Here is a 24,752-nt window from a genome sequence, read left to right on the forward strand (position 1 = left end):
AGGCTCCCCCATCGTCAGCGGAGCGCCACATCAATTGTACAAAGCATCCAGCGCCGGCTCGTACTTCTGAAGCACGTTCCGCCGCTTCAGCTTGAGCGTGGGCGTCAGCATGCCGTTGTCGGTGGTGAAGTCCTCGCTGGTCAGCACGAACTTCTCCGGGCGCTCGAAGCCCTTGAAGCTCTTGGCGTACTTCTTCAGCTCCTCCTCGATGATCTGCTTGACCTCGTCGCTCTTCTCGACGTCGCCCAGGGTCTTGCCGTTGTCCGCGGCCCACTTGTCGAGGGCGGCCTTGTCCGGCACCACCAACGCCACGTTGTACGGCTTGTTCGCGCCGTGGATCATCACGTTGGCGATGAAGGGCGAGAGCTTGAGCTCCTCCTCGAGCGGCGAGGGGACCACGTACTTGCCGTTCTCGAGCTTGTACTGCTCCTTGATGCGGCCGGTGATGTAGAGGTAGCCGTCCTCGTCCACGAAGCCCATGTCGCCGCTGCGGAACGTCCGGTCCTCCATCAGGACGGCTTTGTTCTCGTCATCGCGGTTGTGGTAGCCCTGCATGATGTTGGGGCCCTTGATCAGGATCTCACCGTGCTTCGGGTCGCCGGTCACGGCCTTGTCGATGCTGATGGTGACGCCGGGGATGGGCTTGCCCACGCTGCCGATCTTGCGGTGGCCAGGGAAGTTCGCGGTGGCGATGGGGCTGGTCTCGGTCAGGCCGTAGCCCTCGTAGACCTCGATGCCCAGGGCGTCGATGAACTCGGCGACCTCCTTGGAGAGCGCGGCGCTGCCGCTCACCGCGTACTTGAGCCGGCCGCCGAACTTCTGGCGGATCTTCGAGAAGATGATGCTGTCGGCCAGCGAGATGCCCATGCCCGCCCAGACGCCCACGTCCTCCCCGCGGTGCTTCTTGGTGCGGTTCGCCACGGCGTTGCGGAACAGGCTCTGGATGAAGCCGGGCTTCTCCGTCATCTGCTTGTTCACGCCGTCGTAGATGCGGTTGAAGATGCGGGGCACGGCGAACAGGATGGTCGGCTGCACCTCCGCCAGGTTCGCCACCAGGTTCTCGACGGCGTCGTTGATGCCCATGGAGCAGCCCATGCTGAGCATGGCGTGCAGCTCGCAGGTCTGACCGAAGGAGTGCGCCCAGGGCAGGAACGAGAGCGAGCGATCGTTGGGGTCGAAGGGGAAGATGGCGTGAATGGCGTTGATGTTGCTGCAGATGTTGCTGTGGCTGAGGATCACGCCCTTGGGGTTGCCGGTGGTGCCCGAGGTGTAGATGAAGCCCGCGGTGTCAGCCTCCGCCGGGTGCTTGGCCGGCACGGGCTTGTCGGCGCCCTTCTTCAGGAGCGCCGCGTAGGAGTGGTCGTCGCTCTCCGGCTCCTCGAAGCCGATCACGTGCTGGAGCGTCGAGACCTGCTCCTTCACGCCTTTGAGCTTCTTGTAGATGTCGGGCGTTGCGCCGATGGCGATCTTCGCGCCGCAGTCGTCCAGGATGAAGCGCCACTCGTCGGCCTTCTGCGCCTCGTACATGGGCACGAAGGCCGCACCCAGGCCGTAGGTCGCGTAGGCGGCGACGGCCCACTCGATGCGGTTGTTGGCGACGATGCCGACCTTGTCTCCGGCGCCCACGCCCAGGGAGGCGAGCCCACCTCGGAAGTCGTCGACGAGCTTCTCGAACTCGCCGTAGGTCATCCACTTCCAGGACCCTTCGGTCTTGGTGCCGAACAGCTCGCGGTCCTTGTACTTCTTGCAGCTCTTCTCACACAGATCGACCAGGTTCTTGAATTGCTCGGCCATGGCACTTCCCTGCGCTAAAGGTTCCCTCGGGCGCGAGCGCGGCTCGCGCAGAAATCGGCGCGCAACATAGGTAAGGGCCCGCACCCGGTCAATGACGACAGGAAACCGTGGTGGCATGCTCGAGGGGCCATGAAAGCCGCGCCGGTCTGCCTCGCGTTCGGGGCCCTTTTTGCCTGTGCCCGGCCCGCGCCGCGGGACACCTCACCGCCGCCCCTGCCGCCAGAGCCTCGGCAAATGATGCCGGCCGAGCCGGCACCCCCGCCGCTCACCATCGTCGAGCCGACCACCCCGCCGGAGGTCGCGCCGGCCGCCGTGGCGGTCGCACCAGCGGCCGGCACGGCGACTCCGGCCTGTGGCTTCCCGAGCGGGCCGGCCACCACGCGGAGTGCCGGTGGCCTGGTCGTGCCGGCCGTCCCCGGAAAGAAACGCTTCGAGCTCGCGGGGCGCCTGCGCAGCCACGTCGACGGTGCGCTCTCGGCCCGCGCGCAGCGCACCTGGGTCGGGCCCCCGGTGCCGAGCTTCGTGCCGCTCGCGAACGGCACGCTCGAGCTGTTCCTGCTCGACCCGACGCCGAACGGCTACTTCGCGCTCTACCGCGATCCCTACGACGCCGGGAGCTGCAAGCTCAGCGGCTCGGCGAACTGCGACAGCGAGATCGCCGCCTTCGACTGCGCGGGCAAGCTGCTCTTCCGCGTCCCGCTCGCGCCCTACCTTTCGAAGAAGACCCACCTCGAAGTGCAAGACGCGCGCTACTTCGCCGACGTGGTCTACTTCAACGAGGCGTGCCAGAGCTACTCGCGAGAGGCCGGCGGCAAGTGCTCGTCGCTGGTCGCGTTCGAGCCGTTTGCGCGCAAGGTGCTCTGGCGCACGCCGCCGCTCACCAGCAACAACCGCATCCTGGTCTACGAGAAGTACATCGTGGCCGGTTACGGCTTCACGGCGGAGGCCGACTTCCTGTTCGTGGTCCGCCGCAGCGACGGCAAGATCATGCAGAGGGAGAGCGTCCCCTCCGCCCACGAAGATCTGATCGACGGGCCCGGCTCCGTCGTGGCGCAGATGGAGCAGGGGAGGGGGCTGCTCTTCACCCGCGAAGGCTTCGACGGCCCGAGCCCGAGGCTGGTCTTGCAGGGGATGAGCGAGAAGCAGAAGCGGCCGTAGCCGACTGAAAGCCCCGGGCGGCATTTACGCAACGACGCAACGACGCAACGATTTTGACTTCGCGCCTTCCTGCTGCATCAGGGGGTCTGGCGCTGTCACCCGACCTGTCCGCGTAGTATCCTGGTTGGCGTGGGCGGTGGCTGGTTCTTCGCACGGGGTCTGCCGACGCCGGCTGGCGGTGGCTGGAAAAGGCGGGGTGGGCGACGGTACGCCGCGGCGAGCCTCGTGTGTGGGTTGGCCACGACGGCGTGTGGGCAGGTTGCACGCCAGGAGTCGCCCGAGCCAGTCATCCCTCCCGAGGGTTGGGTGCGAAGCTGGGGAGGCGAAGCGGAGACGACGGCTACCGCGCTTGCGGTCAGCGCCGAGCGCGTGTGGGTGGGCGGTCACTTCACGGGTACGACGGATTTCGATCCAGGCCCAGGCGCGTTCCAGATGGTTGGAGCCGACGCCTCCGAACCGACCGGGTACGTGTCATGGTTCTCGGTGGACGGAACCTGGCTGGGAGCTCGTGCCTCGTTCAGTCCTGCGAGCATCGTCGCCGAACCCGAAGGTGGGGCGTACCTGTTGGGAATGGTGGGAACCACACTTGGCAACGGAGACGTCTATCTCCAGCGGGTGGACGCAGCTGGACAGGAGCAGTGGACCCACACTTGGGATTGGGCAGCGGTCTTGTTCAGCGGATACCTCACGGTGACTCCCGACGGCGGCGTCGTGGCCTCGTTCACCTACCACGTTCCCACCGACCTCGATCCAGGCCCGTCGGAATGGATGGTCGATACCCAAGGAGGCGAGGACGTCGCACTCGTCGCGTTCTCGCCGAACGGTGACTTTCGGTGGGCATCGACCTTTGGAGGACCGGGAGATGATTACGGCGGAGCGTCGGCACTCGCACCCGACGGCGGCTTGGTCGTCTCCGGCACGGTCGCGGATCCGAGCGCTCCCGGCAGCTTCGGTGCCAATCACGTCTGGCTCGAGCGACTCGACGCGAACGGGAAGCAGCTCTGGTCGCGGGAGTGGGGCGGAGACCACTTTGGCTCCGCCGGCGAGGTCGCGGTCGACGACAACGGGACGATCTACCTGCTGGAGAGCTTCGCCATCGCAAACGGTGAGAGCGCGCCGGTCGATCTCGATCCGGGGCCCGGCGAGCACTCCGTCGCGGTCTACAACTCGGAGCTGTTCCTCTCCGGATTCGATGCCAACGCCGGCTTCCTTTGGGCTCAGCCGATCGATGCAGGGACGTTGTGGGCCGCGAGTGACTCGGTGACGACGGCCGGCTGGTGCGCCGCTGTAGGGGATCTCGACCCGGGACCCGCCCTGGAACCCTGCGTCGGGATGTTCGCCTCCAACATCGGTGCAGACGGTGACTACTTGGGTTCGGATCAACGTCCCGCAGACTACGGCAGCAAGTGGTACTACTCGGCGGTTCGACCGGGTGTTGCGAGGTCCCTGTTCGTGTCGGGGCAGTTCTTCGAGCCCGCGAAGCAGCCCAACCCTTTTGGTCCACCGTTCGACCCGATCGCGGGACAAGGCGCATTCTTGGGATTTGCACCTCTGTACTGACGCGAGCCGGGCGACCGGGCGGAAACAGCGGTCGGCAAGTGCGCGCCTGTCAGCCGGCGGCACCACCGCGAACAACCCTTCAAATCCGCTCGATCCAGATCGGCGCGGTCCAGGCCGCGCGATTCGCCTGGACCTCGAGCACCTCGACGTAGAAGAAGTGCTCGCCGGGCTGGGCGAGGCTCAAGTCGAAGCTCTGCCAGCCCCCGGACACGCCGTTCTGCTCGCTCGCGAGCTCGACCTTGCCGCCCAGGGTGCCGTGGAAGAGGCGCAGGTTGAACGGGCCCGAGTAGTCCGGATCGGCGACGAAGACCCGCGCGCCGAGGTTCGCGGCCGGCGTCTGGGTGCGCCCGCCCATGGGCACGCGATCGGCCACGAAGAAGCGCACGTTCAGGTTCTGATCCTCGCTCGCGTAGACCTCGCGCTGCTCGATGGCGTCGAAGAGCGTGTCGGCGCTCAAGCTCTCGGCCAGGACCACGGTGCGGCTGGTGTGGCCGAGCCCCCAGTTCGCGTAGTGGTTGTCGTGCGACGCCGTCGGCGCGATGCGGAAGCCGCGGGTCAGGAAGAAGTCGAAGTCGCCGAGGCGCGTGCGGCGAATGATGCTGCCGGGGTTCGAGAGGTCTTCCACCAAGCTGGGGTTCTCGGGCACCTCGCCGCCCAGATCGGTGCCGCGGCCCAGGGTCACCTCCATGCTGCGCACGTAGGGGGCGGCGCTCGCCCAGACCGCGGCCAGGGTCTTGTCCACGATGGCCGGGTCGGGGAGCGCCGTGCCCGCGATCCACGACGGGCGCACGTCCTTCAGCGGGGCGAAGTCGTCGATGCCGTAGTCGTTGAACTTGTTGCCGCGCTCGCTGGCCTTCGGGATGTCGGTGAGGGGGACGCCGAAGAGCATGTCCCAGTTGCCCTCCAGGCTGTCCTCGCTGGTCTTGAAGGTCTTGGGGTGGTTCAGCATCACCAGCGGGCGGTCGCCGGCGGCCTCGCGCTCGGGCAGGTACTTCCCGTAGAACTGATCGAAGCGGCCGCGCTCGGTCTTGGCGATGGCGGCGGAGCCGACCACGCCCACGTGGTTGCCCAGGCTGTTGGTGCTCCACTCCATGCCGGCCAGGGCGACGAAGCTCGGCGTGGTGGTGGCCAGGGCGGCCTCCCGGAGCGCGGCGAAGCCCGCCTCGCTCATGTTGGAGCCGTCGTTGCCGGCGCCGTCGTCGTGGCAATGGGGCGAGAGCGCCTGGAAGTCGAGCTGGCCCGCGTCGCGGGAGTACTCGAACGCGTCGCGCGCCGCCGCGCCCACGTCGCTCGGCACGCTGACCGGGACGACCTGGCCGCTCGAGTCCTTCTTCTCCGCCTTGCCGTCATCGAGCAAGACGCCGTTCTGCTCCGCGTGGAAGTGCGCGTGCAGGTTGCCGAAGTAGGCGTGGCTCTGCTCGACGTGCTGCTCTGCGGCGTTCCGGCCCGAGTCGAGGGACTCCGCGGTCAAGGACCAGGTCCAGAGCCGGTGGTAGAGCTCGCGCATGCGCTCCATCACCCGGGGGTGATCGACCACCACGTAGTTCTCGAAGTTGTTGAAGAACGCGCTGCCCGACCAGTTGCCGGAGCCGTCCACCATCTGGCGGCCGTCGATGATCACCAGCTTGTGGTGCAAGAGCTGGTAGGCCGCCTCGTTGACGCGCTTGTAGCGCACGCGACCGCCGGCGGCGGCGAGCTCGTTCCAGACCGTCCCGGTGTGGGCGGCGCGCTCCGGGGCGTTGAGCAGCACCCGCACGCGCACGCCGCGCTGGGCGGCGTTGCGGAGCTCCTTCACCAGATCGGTGAAGGTCAGGTGGTGCATGATCACGTCCACGCTCTTCTTCGCGCCCTTGATGCGCTCCTTCAAGAGCTTCACCGGCGCGGTGGAGGGCGTGAACGCGACGGCCGGGTTCGAGCAGGCGCCGGCGGCGGCGTGGTCGCTGTCCCAGATCGCGGAAAAGTGGCAGGAAAAACCCTGGATCAGCGGGTGGTCCGCGCTGCCGCGCAGCAGGATGGCGTTCTCTTCGTTGATGGTGGTGCCGGTGGACGAGTAGTTGTTGCTGCCGTTCAGCAGCGTCTTGCCGTCCACGAGCAAGAACTTGGCGTGCAGGATCCCGGCGCCCTCCGGGCCGCTCGGCTTGCCGGCGACGAAGCGCACGTCGATGCCTTGGCCGGCCAGAGCGGTGGCCTTCGAGTCGGGCACGTTCTGAGCCGAGTCGATGGCCAGGCGGACCTTCACGCCGCGGCCGTGCGCGCGCAGGAGCGCGTCGGCGATCTCGGACACGCTGAAGGTGAACTGCGAGACGTCCACCGACTTGGTCGCGCCGTCGATCAGCGCGACGGTCTTCGCGACCATGGGTGAGCGGGCCTTGAGCACGGCCTTGTCCTGGTCCGTGCAGGTGTCGCAGTAGGGCTCGGTCAGGATCAGCTCGACGTCGTCGCCGGCGCCGGCGCCGGGGCCCAGGCAGCCTTGCTTCGCGCTGCCCTTCCAGATCAAGCCCTCGGACTCGGGGGTGTCGCCGCAGGCCTCGGGATCCGGTCCGCAATCGGGATCGGGGTCTTTACAGTAGCCGTAGGGATCGTCGCAGAAGTCGTTCGCGTCGTCGTACCAGCCGTTGACCGCGCACGGATCGGGCGCGTCGGCCTTGCCCGCGGGGTAGGGCGGCACGCAGCTCGCGCGCGACTCCGGCGCGCCGCAGGCGTCGCCAGCGTCGCTCGCGGTCTCGGTGGCGCAGCCGGGGAGCTGCAGAGACGCGAAGGTCAGGAGAAGTGCCGCGAACCCGAGTCCCAGGTGCCTCATACGACAGTAGCCTACATGCTCTTACATAAGCCCACAAGGTGGAATTGTTCCTGTCATTTCGAGGGCATCGAGCGGCCGGCCGGAGAAATGCTAGCTTCCGCCGCCCGTGCGGAGCTTCGCCCTCGTCACCTTCGGCTGCCAGATGAACGAGCACGACTCGGTGCGCATGGCCGAGGTGCTGAAGAAGGCGGGGCTCGTCGAGGCAGCGAGCGCGGAGCAGGCCGACGTGGTCCTGGTGAACACGTGCAGCGTGCGCGAGAAGGCCGAGCACAAGCTCAGGAGCGAGGTGGGCCGGCTGGTCCAGTGGAAGCGCGAGCGCCCGGGGCTGGTGGTGGGCGTGGCCGGCTGCGTGGCGCAGCAGGAGGGGGAGAAGCTGCTCGCTCGCGTTCCGGAGCTCGATCTGGTGTTCGGCCCGGACAACATCCCGGAGCTGCCGGGGCTGCTCGCCGAGCTCGAGGCCGGCGCGCCGCCGCGCGTGCGCACCGTGCACGATCTCGACGAGCCGCACTTCCTCCGCGCCGACGCCGAGAAGGGGCAGGTGGGGGCCGCGGCTCACGTGACGGTGATGAAGGGCTGCAACGAACGCTGCTCGTTCTGCATCGTGCCGCACACCCGGGGCCCGGAGCGCTACCGCCCGAGCCACGAGATCGTGGACGAGGTCGCTCGCCTCGTGGACGCTGGCGTGCGCGAGGTGATGCTGCTCGGACAGACCGTGAACAGCTACCGCGATCCCGCGCGCGCCCTCGGGCCCGCGCCCGGCTCGGGCGAGCTTCCCTGGACGCACACCCACCCGACCACGGCGCGTGAAGACGAGAGCGAGTTCGCTTCGCTGGTGCGCGAGATCGCGCGGCAGGTGCCCGGGCTCCGGCGCCTGCGCTACGCGAGCCCCCACCCGCGGCACCTGACGATGAGCCTGATCCGGGCGCATCAGGAGCTTTCCTGCCTGGTCCGGCACGTCCACCTGCCGGTGCAGAGCGGCAGCGATCGCGTGCTCCGGCGCATGATCCGCCGCTATTCGCTGGGCGAGTACCGCGAGCGGGTCGCCGCGCTCCGGGCGGCGGTGCCCGGCGTGACGCTCTCGACGGACGTGATCGTGGGTTTTCCCGGCGAGAGCCGCGAGGACTTCGAGGGCACCCTCGAGCTGGTGCGCGAGATGGGCTTCGTGGGCCTGTTCGGCTTCAAGTACTCGGAGCGGCCGTTCACGCCCGCCGAGAAGCTCGACGACGACGTCTCGGAAGAGGAGAAGAGCGCGCGCCTGGCGGAGCTGTTCGAGCTGTCGGAGTCCATCCGGCGCCGACACCTGGAGTCGCTGGTCGGCTCGACTCGAGAGGTGCTCGCGGTGGGCCCGGGCAAGACCGGCTACACCGGTCGCACCGAGGCCAACGAGATCGTCCACTTCGGCTGCCAGGACAATCCCAGCGGGCAGCTCCTGGGCCTGCGCATCGTGCGCGCCTTCAAGAACTCCCTCGCGGGCGAGCTCCTCGACGCCGCGCGGGCCGCCCCGCTCCGCCCCCTCGGGCCCAAACCCGAAAAACGCCTGCTCCCGGTGGTGACCTGATGGCCCTGGTTCGCGCATACAAAGACCTCACGCCGCGCATCGCGGAGAGCTGCTTTCTGGCCGACAACTGCGTCGTCATCGGCGAGGTCGAGCTCGGCGACGAGGTGAACGTCTGGTACGGCGCGGTGCTGCGCGGCGACTGCGGGCGCATCGTGATCGGCGCCCGCACCAACGTGCAGGATCTGACCATGATCCACATGACCACGGGCATCAGCCACACCGAGATCGGGCAGGACGTCACGGTGGGCCACAACGTGGTGATCCACGGCGCGCGCATCGGCGACCGAGTGCTGGTGGGGATGGGCAGCGTGATCCTGGACAACGTCGAGATCGGGGACGACTGCCTGATCGCGGCCGGCAGCGTGGTGCCGCCGCGCATGAAGATCCCGGCCCGGAGCCTGGTGCGCGGGGCGCCGGCGAAGGTGATCCGCGAGGTGAACGCCGACGAGGCGCTGCTCGGGATCAACGGCGCGGTGAGCTACCTCGGGCTCGCCCGCGAGCACCGCCGCTTGCAGCAGCCGTAGCGCCGGAAGAGTTGCGCCACGACGCCACGACGCCACGACGCCACGAAGGAGAAGAAGAAGCAGAAGATCTTCGTCTTCTCTTCTGACCCGAAGGCTCTGCCGCTCGGGCGCTCGCGGAGGGCGAACGTGCCTCGGGTCCGAGAGAAGAACTGAAATTTCTGTCGTGGCGTCGCTGCGTCGCTGCGTCGTGGCGCAAATTCCTCAGCCGCAGTAGTCGCCGTAGGGGCCAGCCTTGCAGGTCAGGCCGAAGCTCGTGCAGTCCAGCGTCTTGGGCTGGCCCGCCAGGCACACGGGGAGCTGGTTGCCGCTGCACTTGTCGAGGTTCGGATCGCCATGCTTGCACTTTGGTCCAGCCAACACGCAGTGCGGAGCGGGAGCGCTCTCGCAGGTCCCGCCCAGTGCTAGACAGTCGTACTCGGAGAAGAACCCGCCCGAGCAGGTGCGCAGCCGGTTCGAGATGCACTGCACGTCGTCGGTCGAGCAAAATGGCGTGAGGCCGTTCAGGATGCAGTCCTGGACGTTGGCGCTCTGGTCGTTGCCGCAGGTCGCGCCCCAGAACGAGCAGTCCTCGCCGTAAACGAAGTTGCTGACCGCGCCGCAGTACTGCACGACGCTGCCCGAGCAGGTGGTCTGGGTCGCGGTGCAGCTCTGGGCGACCGCGCAGCGCGGCACGCCGGTCGGATCGACGAGGCAGGTCGAGCCCGGGTAGAAGTAGGGGTGATCGCAGTGCACGATCTGGTTGTACTGGCAGTTGTAGACGGATTTACCGTCCGGCGAGCAGGCGCCGGTCGCGGTGCCGCCGTCGGTGGTGCCGCCGTCGAACCCCTGGCAGCGCGGGTCGCTCGGCTGGACGGACTCGTAGGGGAAGCAGCCCGCGGCGGTCGCGCAGCTGGTCGCCTTCGCGGCGCAGCTCAGGCTCTGGGCCTGCTGCGCCACCCCAGGGCGGCCCGGCGGCAGCGGCCCCGTGAGCCGATCGACGCAGATGGGGAACGCGACGTCCTGGAGCGGGATCAGCAGCGAGAAGACGATCGAGTCACCGAGCTTGGGGCAGATCTGGAGCTGGGAGCAGAGCTTCACCGCTTCGCCGAGCGACAAATACCCCGACCCGCTCGGGCCGCCGTCGGCCGCCTGCTTGCCCGTGAAGCCGTCGAGGGACGGACAGCCGGCGAGCAAGAGCGCCGGCAGAGCCCAGAGCGCGCGCTTCATCTTCAGAACCGCCCCCAGAGCGTCGCGCCGCCTGGCCACGGAGAGAGGGTGACCGATGAGCGCTCCTCCGTCGCTGGCTTCGAGGTCGTGAAGTACATGACGGCGCTGGTGGCGAGGAGCGCTCCGCCGATGCCCGCCGCGACGTACGACACGTTGTATAGGCGGTAGACGGAGTCGACCTCGTCCTGGGAGCAGGTGCCCGCTTTACCGCAGCTGTCGTAGAGGGAAGAGCGCTCTTGCAGGGCGACGAAGCCGACGACGCCGGCGCCGGCCAGCGCTGCCGCGCCGATGCCCCCGACGATCCAGGTCGCGGTGCTCGGGCCGGCCGCCGCTCTGGGCTTGGGCTTGGGCTTGGGTTTCGGCGCTTCCTTCTTCGCCAACGTCGCGACCACGATGCGGGCCTTTTCGCCCTCCCGGAACAGGAGCTTCTCCTCGTGAGGCGGCAGCCCTTCGGCCTCGAACAGCACGGTGTGCTCACCGGGGTCCACCTCGACCGCCTTTCCGTCGAGGCGTTCCAGCAAGGGCGCGCCGTCGAACGAGACCTTCACGTCCACCAGATCCTTGCCTTGTCCGTCTTTCGCGCCGAAGACCACGGTGGGGATCAGGCGCTCGAGCTCGGTCAGCCCGGCCTCGCAGTCCTTGCGGACGGCGCCGGGGCAGGTCTTGTCCGCGCACGCGAGCAGCTTCTCGCGTGCCGCGCGGAGCTGCCCTTTCACCTTGGCGAGCTGCCCGTCCTCGGAGGCGGCGATGCACTCGTCGCGCTTCTTCTTCCAGGCCTGCGCGGAGGCGTCGCGCGCGCCGAGCGCCAGCGCGACCGCGAGGCCGGCGAGCGCGAGCCGGCGGGGCGAGGAGGAGCTCACTCCAGGCACTCCTTCTTCCAGATCTTCCGACCCAGGTCGTCGCGGACGAAGGGCACGCTGCAGTCGACGCCCGGCTTGGGCGGTTTGGGGCGCTGCGTCGCGCGCGGCGGGGCTGGGGAAGCGCTCGGCGCCGCGGGGGTGGAAGCGGGCTCCGCGCTCGGAGCTTCGGGCGCGGCGCTCGGGGGTGCGGTCGGCTTCGCGGGCGCCGCGGGCTCGCCGGTCCGGGCGACCGACGCCTCGGGCGGTGCGGCGGCGGGGCTCGGCTCCGCCCGCCCCAGCATCCAGAGCACGGTGCCGAGCGTCACCACCAGGAGCCCGAGGACCGCGGCGAGCAGAGGCACCAGGAGGCGGCTGTGCGTGGGCCCAGGTGGCGTGCTGGTGACGAGGGAGATGGCCGCCGAACGCGAGCCGGTCTGGACCTCGCCGGGAGGCACCGAGGCGAAGGGGGAGGAAGCGAACGCCGGCGTGTCGGCGCGGGTCGCAGGCTCGCTGGCGCGGAGCTCGGCGAGCACGGCGCTCTTGTGGTCGCCGGCGTCGCTGGTCGCGCTCTCGACCTCGGCGACCCGCTCCGCGCGCTCGTGCAAGGTCACGCTGGCGACGCCCTCGACCCAGGCGCTGATCTGAGCCGCGGAGGGCAGAGGGATGCAGTCCTCGAGGGCGAGGGCCATTTCCCGCGCCGTCTGCCAGCGCCGCTCCGGATCGCGCTCCAGGCCCTTCAGGACGACGGCGTCTAGATCAGGCAGGACGTCCGGCGCGAGCGTGCTCGGCGGCGGGATGGGCTTGGTCAGGACCCAGTCGAGCATCGCCGCCTCGTTGTCGGCGCCGAAGAGCCGGCTGTGCGTCAGCATCTCCCAGAGCACGATCGACGCGGCGAACACGTCCGAGCGCCGATCGACGGGCAGGCCCCGCACCTGCTCCGGCGACATGTACGCGAGCTTGCCCTTCAGGCCCCCGCTGTGGGTGGTGTGCAGGCGCCCCACCGCCTTGGCCACGCCGAAGTCCAGGACCCGCGGCACGCCGTCGGCGCCGAGCAGGATGTTCTGCGGCGAGACGTCGCGGTGCACTATGCAGAGCGCCTCGCCCTTCTCGGAGCGGGCCTCGTGGGCCGCGTGCAGGCCCTGGAGCGCGCCGGCCACGGTCGCCACGGCGATGCGCAGCGGCATCACCGCGTCCCGCTTCTTGAGCAGCTTCAGCAGGCGCGAGACGCTCTCGCCCTGCACGTACTCCATGACCAGGAAGAGCTGCCCCTGGTCGGCCACCACATCCAGGGTCGGGACCACGTTGGGGTGGCGGATGCGGGCCGCCAGCCGGGCCTCGTCCAGGAAGGAGGTGACGAACTCCGGATCGGCGGCGAACTGCTCGTGCAGGCGCTTGATGGCGACGGTGCGCGCGAACCCCACCGGGCCGAGCAGCCGCCCCAGGTGCACGGTGGCCATGCCGCCCGCCGCCAACGCGTCGAAGAGCGCATAGCGTCCGATGACTTGCAGGGGTTGGCCCGGCGAGCTCACGGGGGCCATCGACCGGCAGGGTACTACGGACGGCCCAGGCTATCCACGAAGCTGCCCGCGCCGCGCCGTGCTGCCTGCGGGAAAGCGGAAGAAATACGCCACGGACGCCACGGACGCCACGGACGCCACGTCAGAAATTTCTCTTCTGTTTCTCGGCCCGAGGCGCGTTCGCCCAGCGAGCCGCGCAGCTCCCGGGTCAGGAAAAAAACAAAAATCTGCTTCTTCTTTTCTTCCGTGGCGTCGTGGCGTTCGTGGCGCCGCGGCGCAAATCTCCGTGCACCCGCGAGCCACCCGGGGTCAGCCGCCGCCCACGAAGTGCACGATCTCGATCACGTCGCCGTCGGCGAGAGCCGCGCTCGCGTGCTCGGCGCGCGGCACGACCTCGCGGTTCTTCTCGACCGCCACCGGGCCCTCGGTCAGGCCCAGGTGCTCGACCAGCCCCCGCACCGTGAGGCCGTCGGGGACCTCGCGGACCTCTCCGTTGACCGTCAGCTTCATGGCCCGGGTGGTATAGCGCGCCGCCCCCGGGAACACGACCCCGGCATCCGAGCGTAATCGCTGTCGAAGGTCTCTTCGGGCTCCCGGTCACTTTGCCGAGAGCCACGGGAGCCCGCTACCATTTCGTCGTGCGTCGCGACCTGGCCATCGCTGCGTTCCTTGCCCTGAGCGCTGCTGCGCTCACGGGCACCGTCACGTGGAAGTACTTCGACTGGCAGTCCTCAGGCCGGGCGATGCCCGGGGCCACCATCGGCGGCGAGCTCCAGCCCGAGGCTGTGGCGCTCGGCGACTGGCTGGAGATCCGCCGCGTGCGGCTGCTCGACCGTGAGGCTTACTTCGCGCTGCCCGACCAGGGCGGCTCTCTGCCGGTCTCGTTCGGGGAGCTCGGCATCGAGCTCGACGTGGCGGCGACCATGAAGGCCGTGCGGGAGCACGCGGAGGGCGGCAAGCCGAGCGAGCGCCTGTACCGCGCGCTCAGGTCTCGCCGCGGTGAGATCGACCTGCCGCTGGTCTGGAGCTTGGATCCCGAGCGAGCCAAGATGGCGTTCTCGCGCGTCGCGCCCCACGTCGCGAAGGAGCCGGTGGACGCCCGACTGGATCTCGCTCTGCATCAGCGCATCGACGAGAACGCCGGCCGCGAGCTCGACGTGGACGGCACGCTGGAGATGCTCGCCCAGGGCGAGCGCGACGACCTGGCGGTGTTCGCCCTGGCGACCAAGCCGATCCCGGCCAAGGTCACCAGCGCCTCGCTGGCCAACGTGGACGTGAGCAAGGTGCTCTCGGCGTTCGAGACGAACTTCGGTGGCACGGGCCAAGGGCGCGCGGTGAACATCGCGAAGGCCGCCAGCTACCTGAACGGCTTCGTGATCGCGCCCGGTCAGAGCGTGAGCTTCAACCAGATCGTCGGGCCGCGGACGCACGAGCGTGGCTTCGTGATGGCCCCAGTGATCCGCGACGACGAGCTCGAGCCGGGACTCGGCGGCGGCACCTGCCAGGTGGCCTCGACCGTGCACGCCGCGGCGGTCTACGGCGCCCTGGATGTCCAGGCGCGGCGCAGCCACAGCCGCCCGAGCGGGTATGCGCCGCTCGGCCTCGATGCGACAGTGGTCTGGGGCGAGGTCGATCTCAAGTTCAGGAACCCCTACGACACGCCGCTGATCGTCCACGCCTTCTTGCCCACCAAGACCAAGCTCCGGGTCGAGCTGCTCGGGCGCGATCCCCCGGGCAAGATCGAGCACACCTACGCCGTGGTGCGCACCCACGACTTCTACCGCCGGGTCTGGACCAAGCCCTTCGTCAAGGAGGGCAAGACCATCAAGCGCCAGCGGGGCATCAAGGGCTACGACGTGGTCAGCAGCGTGAAGCTGACGCTGCCGGGCGGCGAGGTGCGCCAGCTTCGCAACTACTACAGCGAGTACCGGCCGGTGCCGGAGGTGTTCTGGGTCGGCCCCGGCGCGAACCTGGAAGAGTTGCCGGAGCTCCCCGAGGGCGCGAAGCACGTCGAGATCGACGGCAAGGGCAAGGGCGGAGAGCCCGTGAGCGAAGGGCCGTCCGAGGGCGATCCGACGGGTTGACCCGCCCCGAAAACTCGCTAAGAACGCCGATCTCGTGAGCGTTCGGTCCGCAATCGTCTTCGGGGCTCTGCTCGGCCTGGCGGCCGCCTGCAAGCCCAGCGCGCGGGCGGGCCCGGCGCCGAGCGCCTCCACCAGCGCAGAGCCGAATCCGGTCTCGACGCTGGTAGTGGAGCACGGCGAGCTCGACACGAAGGCGCCGGACGACGCGCCCAAGCTCGGCGCCACGGTGATCGCCACCACCGTCTACAAGCTGCCGGACATCGACTCGCGCAAGCTCGGCTACATCCGCCTCGGTGGCGTCGTGAAGCGCGACGCCGACCCGGTCGCCGGCAAGGGCTGCAAGGGCAAGTGGTACCGCGTCTACCCGATGGGCCACGTCTGCACGGACGAGGCCAGCATCGACATGGACGAGCCGATCCTGCGCGCGGCGAGCGTGCGCGCGGAGCTCGACAAGCCGCTGCCCTATCGCTACGGCTTCGTGCGCGCGACGGCGCCGCAGTACTTGCGGATCCCGACCCGCGCCGAGCAGGAGAAGAGCGAGTTCCAGCTGAAGGAGCACCTGGACTGGTACGAGGCGAACAAGTCCGAGGTGCAGGGAGTGATCCTGGGCGCCAACGACGTGCCCCTGGACCGCCGGGGCATCGCCGCGCCGGGGCTGAAGGCGCCGGCGGGCTTCCGGCCCAGCACCGAGCTGAGCATCAACGAGCTGTTCGGCGCCAAGACCGCCAGCGACCCCATCCCGTTCTGGCTCGAGGGGGGCAAGCGCGCCATCCCCAACGTCTCCGGCTTCAACGTCCCGGAGTACGCGGTGTTCGCCGACCGAGTGCGGCGCAAGACCGGGCTCTCCTTCGTGGGGGCCTTCGACAGCGACGACGCCGGCTTCAAGCGCCACTTCGGCCTCACCGTGGACCTCCGCCTGATCCCAACCACCAAGGTCAAGCCCGACACCGGCTCGCCGTTCCACGGCATCGAGCTGGGCAAGGGCGTGGAGATGCCGTTCTGTTGGGTGATCAAGAGCGAGGTCACGACTTGGAAGCTGATCAAGGACAAGGACCTCGCGAAGCCCGCCGAGGAGGTCCCGAAACGCGCCATCGTGCCGCTGAGCGGTAACGTGCGGGTCAAGGCCGGCAAGCGCTTCTACCAGACCGCCAAGGACAAGACGCGCTGGCTCCGCGCCGAAGACATCGCGGTGGTGGTGCCGCCGGCTGCCTGGCCGGAGGCGGCGGAGAAGGGCGAGAAGTGGATCGACGTGTCGCTGATGCAGCAGACGCTCGTGCTCTACGAGGGCAAGCGCGCCTGGTACGCGACCCTGGTCTCGACCGGGCGCGACCGCATTGGGGATCCCAAGACCACCCTCTCCACGGTGCAGGGGCAGTTCCGGCTCCAGAGCAAGCACATCGCGGCGGCGATGGACTCCCAGGAGAACTCGACGCTGGCGGGTGGGAGCATCCATCGCGCCGTGGCTGCCAGCGGTGACACCGCGGCGACCGTCGCGCGGCTCCAGAAGGCGGAGGCGGACGGCAAGAAGCTCAGCGAGGACGACCAGCGGCGCCTGCTCAACATCAAGAAGGGGCGCGATCCCGAGTACGGCATCACGGTGCGGCGGGGCTCGCAGAACTTCGAGCTCCGCGACGTCCCCTGGATCCAGTACTTCGCTGCTGGCTACGCCTTGCACGGGGCCTACTGGCACGACGTGTTCGGTATCCCCCGGAGCCACGGCTGCGTGAACCTGGCCCCGGTGGACGCGCGCTTGGTCTTTCGCTGGACAGACCCCCCGGTTCCCGAGGGATGGCACGGCATCAACGTGGGGCCGGACATGGGGCAGGGGACGACCGTGTACGTCCACGAGTGACCGCCCCTCGCCCGCCCCGCCAAGCTGAGCTATCACGCTCAGTCAATGGGCGCCCTGCGCTTTCGTCTCTTCGGTTTCCCGGTCGAGATCCAGCTTGGCTTCTGGATCCTCGCCATCATCATCGGGCTCCGGCCGGGGCGCCCCTGGACGGATGCCGCGCTCTGGCTCGGGATCATCTTCGTCTCGATCATGGTGCACGAGCTGGGGCACGCCTTCGCGGCGCGGGCCTACGGTCAATCGCCGAGCATCGTCTTGCACATGCTCGGGGGACTGACCTCTTGGGCGGCTACCCATGAGCTGAGCAAGAAGCGTCGCATCCTGGTCACGCTGGCGGGGCCCGGCGCGGGCTTCGCCCTGGGCTTCGTCGCCTACGGCGCGCTCTTGGTGCTCTCGAAGCTGCTCGGTGCTGCGCCAAAAGAGGCCCCCTGGGTCGAGGGGCTGGCGCTGCTCGCCTTCGCCAACGTGTTCTGGAGCGTGATCAACCTGCTGCCCGTGCTGCCCTTCGACGGCGGTCAGGTGCTGGCCACGGCGCTCGGGCCCGAGCGGCGCAAGCTGTCCGCGACGGTCTCGCTGATCTTCGGCATCGTCACCGCCATCGTGCTGTTCCGGCTGGGCTCGCTGCTCGGCGCTCTGCTGTTCGCGATGGGCGGCGTCTCGAACTTCTTCGCGGCCATGCAGGAGACGCCGGCGGTCCGCGTACCCGCCGAGACCGCCAGGGAGCTGCTCGCAGAAGCCCAGCGCGCGCTCGAGGCGGGGAACGGGCCCCGCGCCGCGTCCCTCGCGAACGCAGCCCTCGGGACCAGCCGCGATCCCGCCGAGCGCAAGCTCGCCCTCGAGACCCTGGTCTGGGCCGCCTTGGCCAGTGGGGACACCGCCGCCGCGCGGGATCTGATCCGCTCCACCCAGGGCGCCCTGGACCCTTATGCCGAGGCCGCAGTGGCGGAGGCCGACGGCGACACCGAGCACGCCGCGCGCCTGCTGTCCGCGCTCCGAGCTCAGGGAGACCGGCGCGTCGAGGTGGCCGCGACATTGGTGCGTTTGCTGCTCAAGACCGGCAACGTTCGCGCAGCGGCGGAGCTCACGCTGGAGATCGTCGAGCACGTGCCGGACGAAGACCTCGGGCGCATGGCCGACGAAACCTCCCAGGCCGGCGACGCCGAGCTGGCCGAGCGGCTGCGGGAGAAGCTCGCCGAGCGGGTAGCGGCATGAAGCCTGCAGCCGCCCTGGCTCGCCGATGAAGCTCGCTCCCGTCCTGGTGGCCCTGGTCTGGGCTTGCGCGCGCCGTGAGCCGACGCCCAGCGCGGCGCCAACACTGGCCGAGGCCCCGGCGACATCGGTGGTCCCCGCGCCGCCGCCGCGACCGACCCATCCTGCGTTCTCCGAGCGCGTCGCCGAGCGGGAGGCGCTCGTGCGCTCCATCGCCGGCGAAGGCGTGACGGACGAGCGCGTGTTGGGCGCGATGCGCCGAGTCCCACGCCACGCCTTCGTCCCGGCGGCGGTGGAGGGGATGGCCTACGCGGATCGACCCCTGCCCATCGGCAGTGGGCAGACCATCAGCCAGCCGTTCATCGTGGCGTTCATGACCCAGGCCGTGGCACCCAAGCCGACGGACAATTGCCTCGAGATCGGCACCGGCAGCGGCTACCAGGCGGCGGTGCTGGCGGAGCTCTGCCGTCGCACCTGGTCCATCGAGTACCTCCCCGAGCTGGCGGACCAGGCGAAGAAGACCCTGCGCGCCTTGGGCTACGACGACGACCGGGTTCGACTCCGAACCGGCGACGGCTACGTGGGCTGGCCGGAGGCGGAGCCCTTCGACGTGGTCGTGGTCACCGCTGCGCCGGAGAAGGTGCCGCAACCGTTGCTCGATCAGCTCGCCGTGGGCGGCCGCCTGGTGATCCCCGTCGGGCCCCACGCCGAAGCGCAGGCGCTCGAGCGCTGGACACGTCGCGCAGCCGGAAAAGGCCCGAACGCTTTCGACCGCGAGCGCCTGCTCGACGTCCGCTTCGTGCCGTTCTTGGGCGACGGCGGGCGCTGAAACGCTCGGCACGCCGGATGCACTCCGGGCGAGCATGTCCGGGAACTTGGTTCGGATCTTCGGGGGCTGCGACGATGTAGGTGGAGGTCGCATGACTCGGCGCGTTTTGATGGGCTTCCTTCTGGTGGCTGCGGGGCTGCTCTCGAAAGGGAACGGAAGCACTGCGAATTCGAGCGTCCCCGGGCTGGCTGAGGAGCCCTCGTTCCAAGCCCTGGTGGGGCCGATGGGCACCGCTGACCCCAACCAGGGAGCCTTCGAGACCGGTCGCTCCGAGCGTATCTACGGCCGTAACAGCGTCACGGGTGACGCACTGCCCGTGAACGCAGTTCCCACCCCTGACAGGGGCGTCAGCCCGGTGCCCGGCACGCCGCCGGGGGCCGTGCCCACCAACGGGGGGGCCTGTCCCCCCGAGATGGTCGCCGTGGAAGGCGAGTACTGCACCGAGGTACGCCATAGCTGCACCAAGTGGCTGGACGATCCCGCGCTGCCGTATGCGCGCTGCGGTGAGTACGAGCCCAAGGCCACCTGCGTCGGCGAGCGCGTGAAGATGAGCTTCTGCATCGACCGCCACGAGTACACGAAGCCGGGCGAGCAGCTGCCGATGAACCACGCCAGCTTCGTCATCGCCCAGGATACCTGCAAAAACCTCGGCAAACGCGTGTGCACCGAGGACGAGTGGAACTTCGCTTGCGAGGGCGAGGAGATGCGCCCGTACCCCTACGGCTGGAAGCGCGAAGCCAAGTGCAACCAGGACAGGCCGAAGGAGGAACTCTACGATCCGAACAACAAGCGCTTCCAGGTGCTGGCCGACCACCGCATGCCGAACGGGGCCAACCCGGAGTGCGCGAGCCCCTTCGGAGTGCAGGACATGGTCGGCAACATGGACGAGCCCGTGCTGCGCGAGAGCCAGCGCCACGCCTACCCCTACCGGAACGGACTCAAGGGCGGCTGGTGGATGCCCGCCCGCAACCGCTGCCGACCCGCCACCACCAAGCACGACGACCACTACAAGGACATCCAGGTCGGGGTGCGCTGCTGCGCGGACACCCCCGGATCGTCTGCCGGAGCCCACGGCTGAGCGGCCGGCCGAGCATACAATCTACTGGAGATATCGGAGCCAAAGCGTCTGAAATCACACGGATCCCCTCGTAGTCCGTAGGATTTCCCATTCGGGCTGGAGCAAAATAAGCGCTTGACGCACCGGCGTTCCGCTGGGATTCCTAGGCCGCGTGCGACGCCTGCCCAACGCCGCCGTGATGAGCGCAGCCCTGCTGCTTCTCGTCGCCTGTAATCGACGCGACGCGGTTCAGCCGCAGGCGCTCGACGAAGACGGGCCCACGCCGAAGCTGGCTCAGTCGCCGACTCTGGCAGCCCTGCTTCCGTCCACGGTGGATCTGGTTGCGCTGGCGCGGCCGGAGGAGCCCAAGGCCTGCGCGGAGGGCATGGTCCTGGTGGAGGGCGAGTACTGCCCCGAGGTGGAGCAGCGCTGCGTCAAGTACATGGATCCGCCCGGGCGCTACGAGTACTTCCGTTGCGCGGAGTACGCCCAGCCGGCCAAGTGCCTGAAGCCCCGGAAGAAGATGCGGTTCTGTATGGACCGCTCGGAATACGTCAAGCCGGGGGAGAGCCTTCCCGCCAACGACCAGAGCTGGACCGACGGCGACCGCACCTGCCGGAGCCTCGGCAAGCGCATGTGTTTGGAGAGCGAGTACAACTTCGCCTGCGAGGGCGAGGAGATGCGCCCGTACCCCTACGGCTTCAAGCGTGACGCCTCCGCCTGCAACGCCGACCATTTCGACGTGGTGACGCCCGAGGGCAAGCTCCGCGACATGCGCGTGACCGCCGACGAGTACCCGCGCTGCGAGAGCCCCTTCGGCATCAAGCACCTGGCTGGAAACCTGGAGGAGTTCGTCAGCATCGACAACTCGACCCCGGTGCGCCCCGCCATGAAGGGCGCCTACTGGCAGCCCAGCCGGAACTTCTGCCGCGCGGCGCAGACCGCCCACGACCGCTACTACCACGGCACGGAAACCGGTTTCCGCTGCTGTTCTGACGCGAAATAGCGGAGCCCCGAGAGGGACGGAACGATGAGAGCAACAGGAGCCTACCTGGTGTTGGTGAGCGCGCTCGGCCTGGGCGCGTGCTCGAAGTCCGAGGAGCCGAGCGTCGATAAATCCACGACCTCGACCGCCGAGGCCCCCAAGGCCGAGAACGACAAGGCCGGCGCCCCGCCGGCGCCGGCGGATACCGCCGCCGCCCCAGCCAAGGCTGCCGAGCCCACCGCGGAGGGCGACACCAAGAACGGTCCGGAGGTGTCGAAGGACGGCGTCAAGACGGGCGGCACCACCGTGAGCAAGGACGGCGTCGGGACGGCTGCCGGGACCAAGGTCGACTCGACCGGGGTCAAGACCGGGACCGGCACCGGGGTCAGCACCACCGGGAAGTCCACCACCGTCGGCGGCGGCACCGGCGCCGGCATCAAGGTGGACTCGAAGAAGGTCAAGGTCGGCGGGCTCGAGATCGCGAGGTAGTCTCAGGGCCCTTCGGTGCCGAGCGAGCCCCCACTGCGGACGGGCTCCTTCCAGGTCACCCGTGAAGCGGGACCGGCCAGGAAGTCACGACTCACGCCTGCACGAGGAGGCATCCGCCGGCCTCGCCGGAGATTCTCGTGGGTCCTCGTCACTCAGGACGATCGTGATCTGATCATGGCAAGACTGTCGTTCGTTAGCAGCGTGCCCACGCTGCCCGGGCTCGCTGCCGCCTCCGCGAGCCCGCGGTTCAGTAAGTGAACGCGGGGCACGCCGGCTTCGAGCGCCACGAAGGACTCCTCGAGCTTGGGGATCATGCCGCCGGCCACGACGCCGTCGGCGATGAGCTGTTTGGCCTCCGCGACGCAGAGCTTCGCGAAGCGCGTGCTCGGGTCGTCGCGATTGGCGAGCACACCGGGGACGTCCATCAGCGCCATCAGATCGCTGGCCCCGAGCGCTGCTGCGACCCGAGTCGCCACGATGTCGGCGTTGATGTTGTAGACGTTGCCGCTCGAGTCGGCGCCGATGCAGGCCAGCACCGGCAGGTAGCCCGCGCCCGACAGGAGCTCGAGCAGGCCCTGGTCGAAGCCCTCCACGTCGCCCACGTGACCGAGATCGACGGGATCCGGGCCGGCGCCGCTGTAGATCCGCGGAGGACGGTGCTTGGCTCGGATCACGGCGCTCGACGCGCCGTGGAGGCCGACGGGCTTGGCTCCTGCGGCCGTGAGCGCGGCGCAAAGATCCACGTTCGCCTGGCCGGCGACGGCCATCTTGATGGCGTCGAGGGTAGCGGCGTCGGTGACGCGCCGGCCGCCGACGATGTTCGGCGTCTGGCCCAGGGCCTTCTGCAGCGCCGTGGTCTGTGGCCCCCCGCCGTGCACGACGACGACGCTTCGCTGCTTCGCGAGCGCGGCGAGCTCGGCGGCGACCGCGCCGAGAGCCGCGTCGCGAATGACCTCGCCGCCCAGCTTGACGACGACGCGCGCGCTCATGGGTAGCCGCCGGGATCCTCGAGCGACAGCTTCTCGTCGAGCCCCAGGATCAGGTTCATGTTCTGGATGGCCTGTCCGGCGCCGCCCTTGATCAGGTTGTCGGTGACGCTGAAGCAGGTGACCAGCCGTGTGCTGCCCTCGACGGGGCCGGGCACGATGGCGACCTCGACGTAGTTCGAGCCCGCCACCGCGACGACCTCCGGCAGACGGCCCCGAGGCACGCGCACGAACGGCTCGCTTGCATAAGTGCGCCTGGCGGCGGCATCGAGCTCTTCCTTGGGCACCGATGCGTCCACGCGCGCGAAGCTGGTGGCGAAGATGCCGCGGGAGAGCGGCGCCGACACCGGCACGAAGCGCAGCGCAAACTGCTCGGCGCCCGCCAGCGCCAGGGTCTCCTCGATCTCGGGCACGTGTTGGTGCGAGAGCGGCTTGTAGGTGCGGAGGTTGCCGGCGCGAACCGGGTGGTGCGTGCCGGCGCTCGGCACGATGCCGCTGCCGCTCGAGCCGGTGATGGCCACGGTCTCGACGGAGCCCCGGAGCCAGCCGGCCTTGGCCAGCGGCAGGAGGCCGAGCTCGATAGTGGTGGCGAAGCAGCCCGGCGAGGCGACGTAGCGGCTCTGCCTGATGGCTTCGCGGTTCAGCTCCGGCAGCCCGTACACGAATTTCTCGAACAGCTCGGGGCAGGGGTGCTTCTTGCCGTAGTGCTTCTCGTAGGCGTCGGCGTTCTTGAGCCGGAAGTCGCCGCTCATGTCCACGATGCGCACGCCCGTCGGCATCAGCTTGGGCACCACCTCCGCGCTGACCTTGTGCGGCAGGCCGAGCAGGACCACGTCCATGTCCCGCGCGGCCTCCTCCGGCGCTAGACTCTCGAAGCGCAAATCCGTGAGCCCATCGAGGTTCGGATGCGCCGCTCCGAGCGGCTCGCCGATGAAGTCGAGGGAGGACACCCGCGCGAGCTCCACCTCCGGGTGGAGGAGCAGGCGCCGGATCATCTCGCCGCCGCCGTAACCCGAGCCGCCGATGACGGCTGCTTTGAAGCGTTTCACGCGCGGGAAGCTAGCGCTGGTCTGCGAGGTTGGCGAGCGCGCCGTTCTGCCCTAGTCTCCGCCCGCCATGCGCGCTTTTGCCGCCGTTTCCCTCGCCACCGTCGCCGTCGCGTTCGCTCTGCCTGCTCGCGCGGAGGGCCCCGCGCCCGCCGCCAAGGCCGAGGCCAAGCTCGAAGCGCCGGCGGACAAACCCGCGGAGGAGGCCGAAGCGCCCAAGGAGTCGCCGCTGCCCATCGCGATGTTCATGGCCGGCGCCGGCGTGGGGACGGCGGCTGTGGGCGCGTACCTGTCGTTCGCCACGGACGACCTCGGCTCGAACCGCCTGGGCGTGCCGCTGATGATCGGCGGCGGCCTGAGCGCGGCGGCGGGCGTGGCGCTGATCGTGATCTCGTCCAAGGAGCCGGCGAAGAAGGCCGGCCGGGCGCGCGGGCCGGTGCACAGCTTGAGCCTCGGTCCCGCGAGCGCGGCGTACAGCTACCGGTTCTGACGAGCGCGCGACGCGGGAGGCCCGAAGCAGCCCGCCCGCGTCACGGCTCGGTGGCTCACTTCTTGGCGTAGACCTGCAGCGACTGGTCCGCCGGGTCGAAGAGCTGAAGCTCCGTCGCGGTCGCCGTGTACTCGAGCGCCTTCGTCTGGGCACCGGGGCAGGTCACGTTCAACGTGGCGGCCTTGCCGGCGATGCTCAAGGTGCCGCCGAAGCGCTGGTCCGCGCCGGCGTCGGTGCGCGTCACCACCTGCACCGCGGTGCCAGTGATGGAGAGCTTCTGCCGGGTGGTGCAGTTGCAGCTCCCCTGCCAGTCCTTGCGGGCAGTGAGCACGTAGGTGCCGTCCGCGATGCTGCCGCCGGTCATCGTCGGGGGCGTGCCGGTCTCCGCCGTCTCCGGGACGTCCGCGCCGTCGTTGACCAGGCTGTTGCAGGCGCTGGTGCCGCCGGTGCCGCCGGTCGAGCTGCCGCCGGTGCCGCCGGTACTGCTGCCACCCGTGCCGCCGCTGGCCGAGCCACCCGAGCCGGCTGCGCCGCCCGTGGCCGAGCCACCCAAGCCGGCTGCGCCGCCCGTGGCCGAGCCACCCGAGCCGGCTGCACCGCCCGTGGCCGAGCCGCCGGAGCCCGCCGAGCCGCCCGTGGCCGAGCCGCCGCTGCCGCCGGTCGCGCTGCCACCGGAGCCGCTCGAGCCGCCGGAGCCCCCACCGTCGTCATCCCCGCCGCATGCGGTGAGCGAAGCAAGACCCAATGCAAAGAACAGAACGAAACGCTTCAT

At 69.4% G+C, this 24,752-nt stretch carries 21 protein-coding genes; 12 read left to right on the plus strand and 9 right to left on the minus strand.

Going from position 1 to position 24,752, the window contains the following annotated elements:
* Window positions 1-30: 30 nt before the first annotated feature.
* Entirely contained in the window at window positions 31-1,794 is a 1,764-nt protein-coding gene (locus HS104_10525) for a long-chain fatty acid--CoA ligase (GenBank protein MBE7480403.1), read from the minus strand.
* Window positions 1,795-2,028: 234 nt separating this feature from the next.
* On the opposite strand from HS104_10525, the gene HS104_10530 reads away from it, so the two are divergent.
* Together HS104_10530 and HS104_10535 are read left to right on the plus strand one after the other, a co-directional pair.
* Complete coding sequence (locus HS104_10530) at window positions 2,029-2,952, plus strand: hypothetical protein (protein MBE7480404.1); 924 nt, start codon at window positions 2,029-2,031, stop codon at window positions 2,950-2,952.
* A 573-nt stretch (window positions 2,953-3,525) separates the two neighbouring features.
* Window positions 3,526-4,512 (plus strand): hypothetical protein, encoded by a 987-nt coding sequence (locus HS104_10535; protein ID MBE7480405.1) that lies wholly within the window; start codon window positions 3,526-3,528, stop codon window positions 4,510-4,512.
* A 79-nt stretch (window positions 4,513-4,591) separates the two neighbouring features.
* On the opposite strand, the gene HS104_10540 is transcribed toward HS104_10535, so the two are convergent.
* Window positions 4,592-7,312, minus strand: coding sequence for a phosphatidylserine/phosphatidylglycerophosphate/cardiolipin synthase family protein (locus HS104_10540; protein ID MBE7480406.1), 2,721 nt, complete (start codon window positions 7,310-7,312; stop codon window positions 4,592-4,594).
* A gap of 106 nt (window positions 7,313-7,418) precedes the next feature.
* Here HS104_10540 and miaB point away from each other — a divergent pair, with 106 nt between their 5' ends.
* Complete coding sequence (miaB, locus tag HS104_10545; GenBank protein ID MBE7480407.1) at window positions 7,419-8,870, plus strand: tRNA (N6-isopentenyl adenosine(37)-C2)-methylthiotransferase MiaB; 1,452 nt, start codon at window positions 7,419-7,421, stop codon at window positions 8,868-8,870.
* A gap of 5 nt (window positions 8,871-8,875) precedes the next feature.
* On the plus strand, window positions 8,876-9,394 hold the full coding sequence (locus HS104_10550; protein MBE7480408.1) for a gamma carbonic anhydrase family protein: 519 nt from the start codon (window positions 8,876-8,878) through the stop codon (window positions 9,392-9,394).
* 201 nt (window positions 9,395-9,595) lie between these two features.
* Here HS104_10550 and HS104_10555 read toward each other — a convergent pair whose 3' ends face one another.
* From HS104_10555 to thiS, 4 genes are all read right to left on the minus strand, one after another.
* Window positions 9,596-10,600, minus strand: coding sequence for a hypothetical protein (locus tag HS104_10555; GenBank protein ID MBE7480409.1), 1,005 nt, complete (start codon window positions 10,598-10,600; stop codon window positions 9,596-9,598).
* Window positions 10,601-10,602: 2 nt separating this feature from the next.
* The gene (locus HS104_10560) at window positions 10,603-11,460 is read right to left on the minus strand and encodes a hypothetical protein (GenBank protein MBE7480410.1); all 858 of its coding nucleotides are present in this window, start codon (window positions 11,458-11,460) and stop codon (window positions 10,603-10,605) included.
* Entirely contained in the window at window positions 11,457-12,977 is a 1,521-nt protein-coding gene (locus HS104_10565) for a serine/threonine protein kinase (protein MBE7480411.1), read from the minus strand. The genes HS104_10560 and HS104_10565 overlap by 4 nt, the downstream gene beginning before the upstream one ends.
* 288 nt (window positions 12,978-13,265) lie before the next feature.
* Complete coding sequence (thiS, locus tag HS104_10570) at window positions 13,266-13,466, minus strand: sulfur carrier protein ThiS (protein ID MBE7480412.1); 201 nt, start codon at window positions 13,464-13,466, stop codon at window positions 13,266-13,268.
* 128 nt (window positions 13,467-13,594) lie between these two features.
* Between thiS and HS104_10575 the strand changes: the two genes are divergently transcribed.
* The 7 genes from HS104_10575 to HS104_10605 all read left to right on the plus strand — a co-directional run bounded on the left by HS104_10575 (window position 13,595) and on the right by HS104_10605 (window position 21,458).
* Entirely contained in the window at window positions 13,595-15,040 is a 1,446-nt protein-coding gene (locus HS104_10575) for a VanW family protein (GenBank protein ID MBE7480413.1), read from the plus strand.
* Window positions 15,041-15,407: 367 nt separating this feature from the next.
* Entirely contained in the window at window positions 15,408-16,892 is a 1,485-nt protein-coding gene (locus tag HS104_10580; protein ID MBE7480414.1) for a L,D-transpeptidase, read from the plus strand.
* Window positions 16,893-16,937: 45 nt separating this feature from the next.
* Window positions 16,938-18,101 carry a hypothetical protein gene (locus HS104_10585; protein ID MBE7480415.1) on the plus strand — a complete coding sequence of 388 codons (1,164 nt, stop codon included), beginning with the start codon at window positions 16,938-16,940 and terminating at the stop codon, window positions 18,099-18,101.
* A gap of 25 nt (window positions 18,102-18,126) precedes the next feature.
* A complete protein-coding gene (locus HS104_10590; GenBank protein MBE7480416.1) occupies window positions 18,127-18,927 on the plus strand; it encodes a protein-L-isoaspartate(D-aspartate) O-methyltransferase in 801 nt (266 codons plus the stop codon).
* 91 nt (window positions 18,928-19,018) lie between these two features.
* Window positions 19,019-20,005, plus strand: a complete 987-nt coding sequence (locus HS104_10595) for an SUMF1/EgtB/PvdO family nonheme iron enzyme (GenBank protein MBE7480417.1) — start codon at window positions 19,019-19,021, stop codon at window positions 20,003-20,005.
* Window positions 20,006-20,156: 151 nt separating this feature from the next.
* A complete protein-coding gene (locus HS104_10600) occupies window positions 20,157-20,990 on the plus strand; it encodes a hypothetical protein (protein ID MBE7480418.1) in 834 nt (277 codons plus the stop codon).
* Between the two features lie 24 nt (window positions 20,991-21,014).
* A complete protein-coding gene (locus HS104_10605) occupies window positions 21,015-21,458 on the plus strand; it encodes a hypothetical protein (GenBank protein MBE7480419.1) in 444 nt (147 codons plus the stop codon).
* A 152-nt stretch (window positions 21,459-21,610) separates the two neighbouring features.
* On the opposite strand, the gene argB is transcribed toward HS104_10605, so the two are convergent.
* Window positions 21,611-22,447 (minus strand): acetylglutamate kinase, encoded by an 837-nt coding sequence (gene argB, locus HS104_10610; GenBank protein ID MBE7480420.1) that lies wholly within the window; start codon window positions 22,445-22,447, stop codon window positions 21,611-21,613.
* Window positions 22,444-23,439, minus strand: a complete 996-nt coding sequence (gene argC / locus HS104_10615) for an N-acetyl-gamma-glutamyl-phosphate reductase (protein MBE7480421.1) — start codon at window positions 23,437-23,439, stop codon at window positions 22,444-22,446. The genes argB and argC overlap by 4 nt, the downstream gene beginning before the upstream one ends.
* 121 nt (window positions 23,440-23,560) lie before the next feature.
* Here argC and HS104_10620 point away from each other — a divergent pair, with 121 nt between their 5' ends.
* Window positions 23,561-23,980 (plus strand): hypothetical protein, encoded by a 420-nt coding sequence (locus HS104_10620; protein ID MBE7480422.1) that lies wholly within the window; start codon window positions 23,561-23,563, stop codon window positions 23,978-23,980.
* A gap of 55 nt (window positions 23,981-24,035) precedes the next feature.
* Here HS104_10620 and HS104_10625 read toward each other — a convergent pair whose 3' ends face one another.
* Window positions 24,036-24,752 carry a hypothetical protein gene (locus HS104_10625; protein MBE7480423.1) on the minus strand — a complete coding sequence of 239 codons (717 nt, stop codon included), beginning with the start codon at window positions 24,750-24,752 and terminating at the stop codon, window positions 24,036-24,038.

The organism is Polyangiaceae bacterium (genome assembly GCA_015075635.1).
In the GTDB taxonomy this organism is placed as follows: domain Bacteria; phylum Myxococcota_A; class Polyangia; order Polyangiales; family Polyangiaceae; genus JADJKB01.

What these genes read in the sequence shown, in the direction of transcription:
- HS104_10525 (MBE7480403.1), bottom strand. Translation starts at nt 1,794, where the DNA reads ATGGCCGAGCAATTCAAGAACCTGGTCGATCTGTGTGAGAAGAGCTGC.
- HS104_10530 (MBE7480404.1), top strand. Translation starts at nt 2,029, where the DNA reads ATGATGCCGGCCGAGCCGGCACCCCCGCCGCTCACCATCGTCGAGCCG.
- HS104_10540 (MBE7480406.1), bottom strand. Translation starts at nt 7,312, where the DNA reads ATGAGGCACCTGGGACTCGGGTTCGCGGCACTTCTCCTGACCTTCGCG.
- HS104_10555 (MBE7480409.1), bottom strand. Translation starts at nt 10,600, where the DNA reads ATGAAGCGCGCGCTCTGGGCTCTGCCGGCGCTCTTGCTCGCCGGCTGT.
- HS104_10565 (MBE7480411.1), bottom strand. Translation starts at nt 12,977, where the DNA reads ATGGCCCCCGTGAGCTCGCCGGGCCAACCCCTGCAAGTCATCGGACGC.
- thiS (MBE7480412.1), bottom strand. Translation starts at nt 13,466, where the DNA reads ATGAAGCTGACGGTCAACGGAGAGGTCCGCGAGGTCCCCGACGGCCTC.
- HS104_10580 (MBE7480414.1), top strand. Translation starts at nt 15,408, where the DNA reads ATGGGCCACGTCTGCACGGACGAGGCCAGCATCGACATGGACGAGCCG.
- HS104_10585 (MBE7480415.1), top strand. Translation starts at nt 16,938, where the DNA reads ATGGGCGCCCTGCGCTTTCGTCTCTTCGGTTTCCCGGTCGAGATCCAG.
- HS104_10590 (MBE7480416.1), top strand. Translation starts at nt 18,127, where the DNA reads ATGAAGCTCGCTCCCGTCCTGGTGGCCCTGGTCTGGGCTTGCGCGCGC.
- HS104_10595 (MBE7480417.1), top strand. Translation starts at nt 19,019, where the DNA reads ATGACTCGGCGCGTTTTGATGGGCTTCCTTCTGGTGGCTGCGGGGCTG.
- HS104_10605 (MBE7480419.1), top strand. Translation starts at nt 21,015, where the DNA reads ATGAGAGCAACAGGAGCCTACCTGGTGTTGGTGAGCGCGCTCGGCCTG.
- argB (MBE7480420.1), bottom strand. Translation starts at nt 22,447, where the DNA reads ATGAGCGCGCGCGTCGTCGTCAAGCTGGGCGGCGAGGTCATTCGCGAC.
- argC (MBE7480421.1), bottom strand. Translation starts at nt 23,439, where the DNA reads ATGATCCGGCGCCTGCTCCTCCACCCGGAGGTGGAGCTCGCGCGGGTG.
- HS104_10620 (MBE7480422.1), top strand. Translation starts at nt 23,561, where the DNA reads ATGCGCGCTTTTGCCGCCGTTTCCCTCGCCACCGTCGCCGTCGCGTTC.
- HS104_10625 (MBE7480423.1), bottom strand. Translation starts at nt 24,752, where the DNA reads ATGAAGCGTTTCGTTCTGTTCTTTGCATTGGGTCTTGCTTCGCTCACC.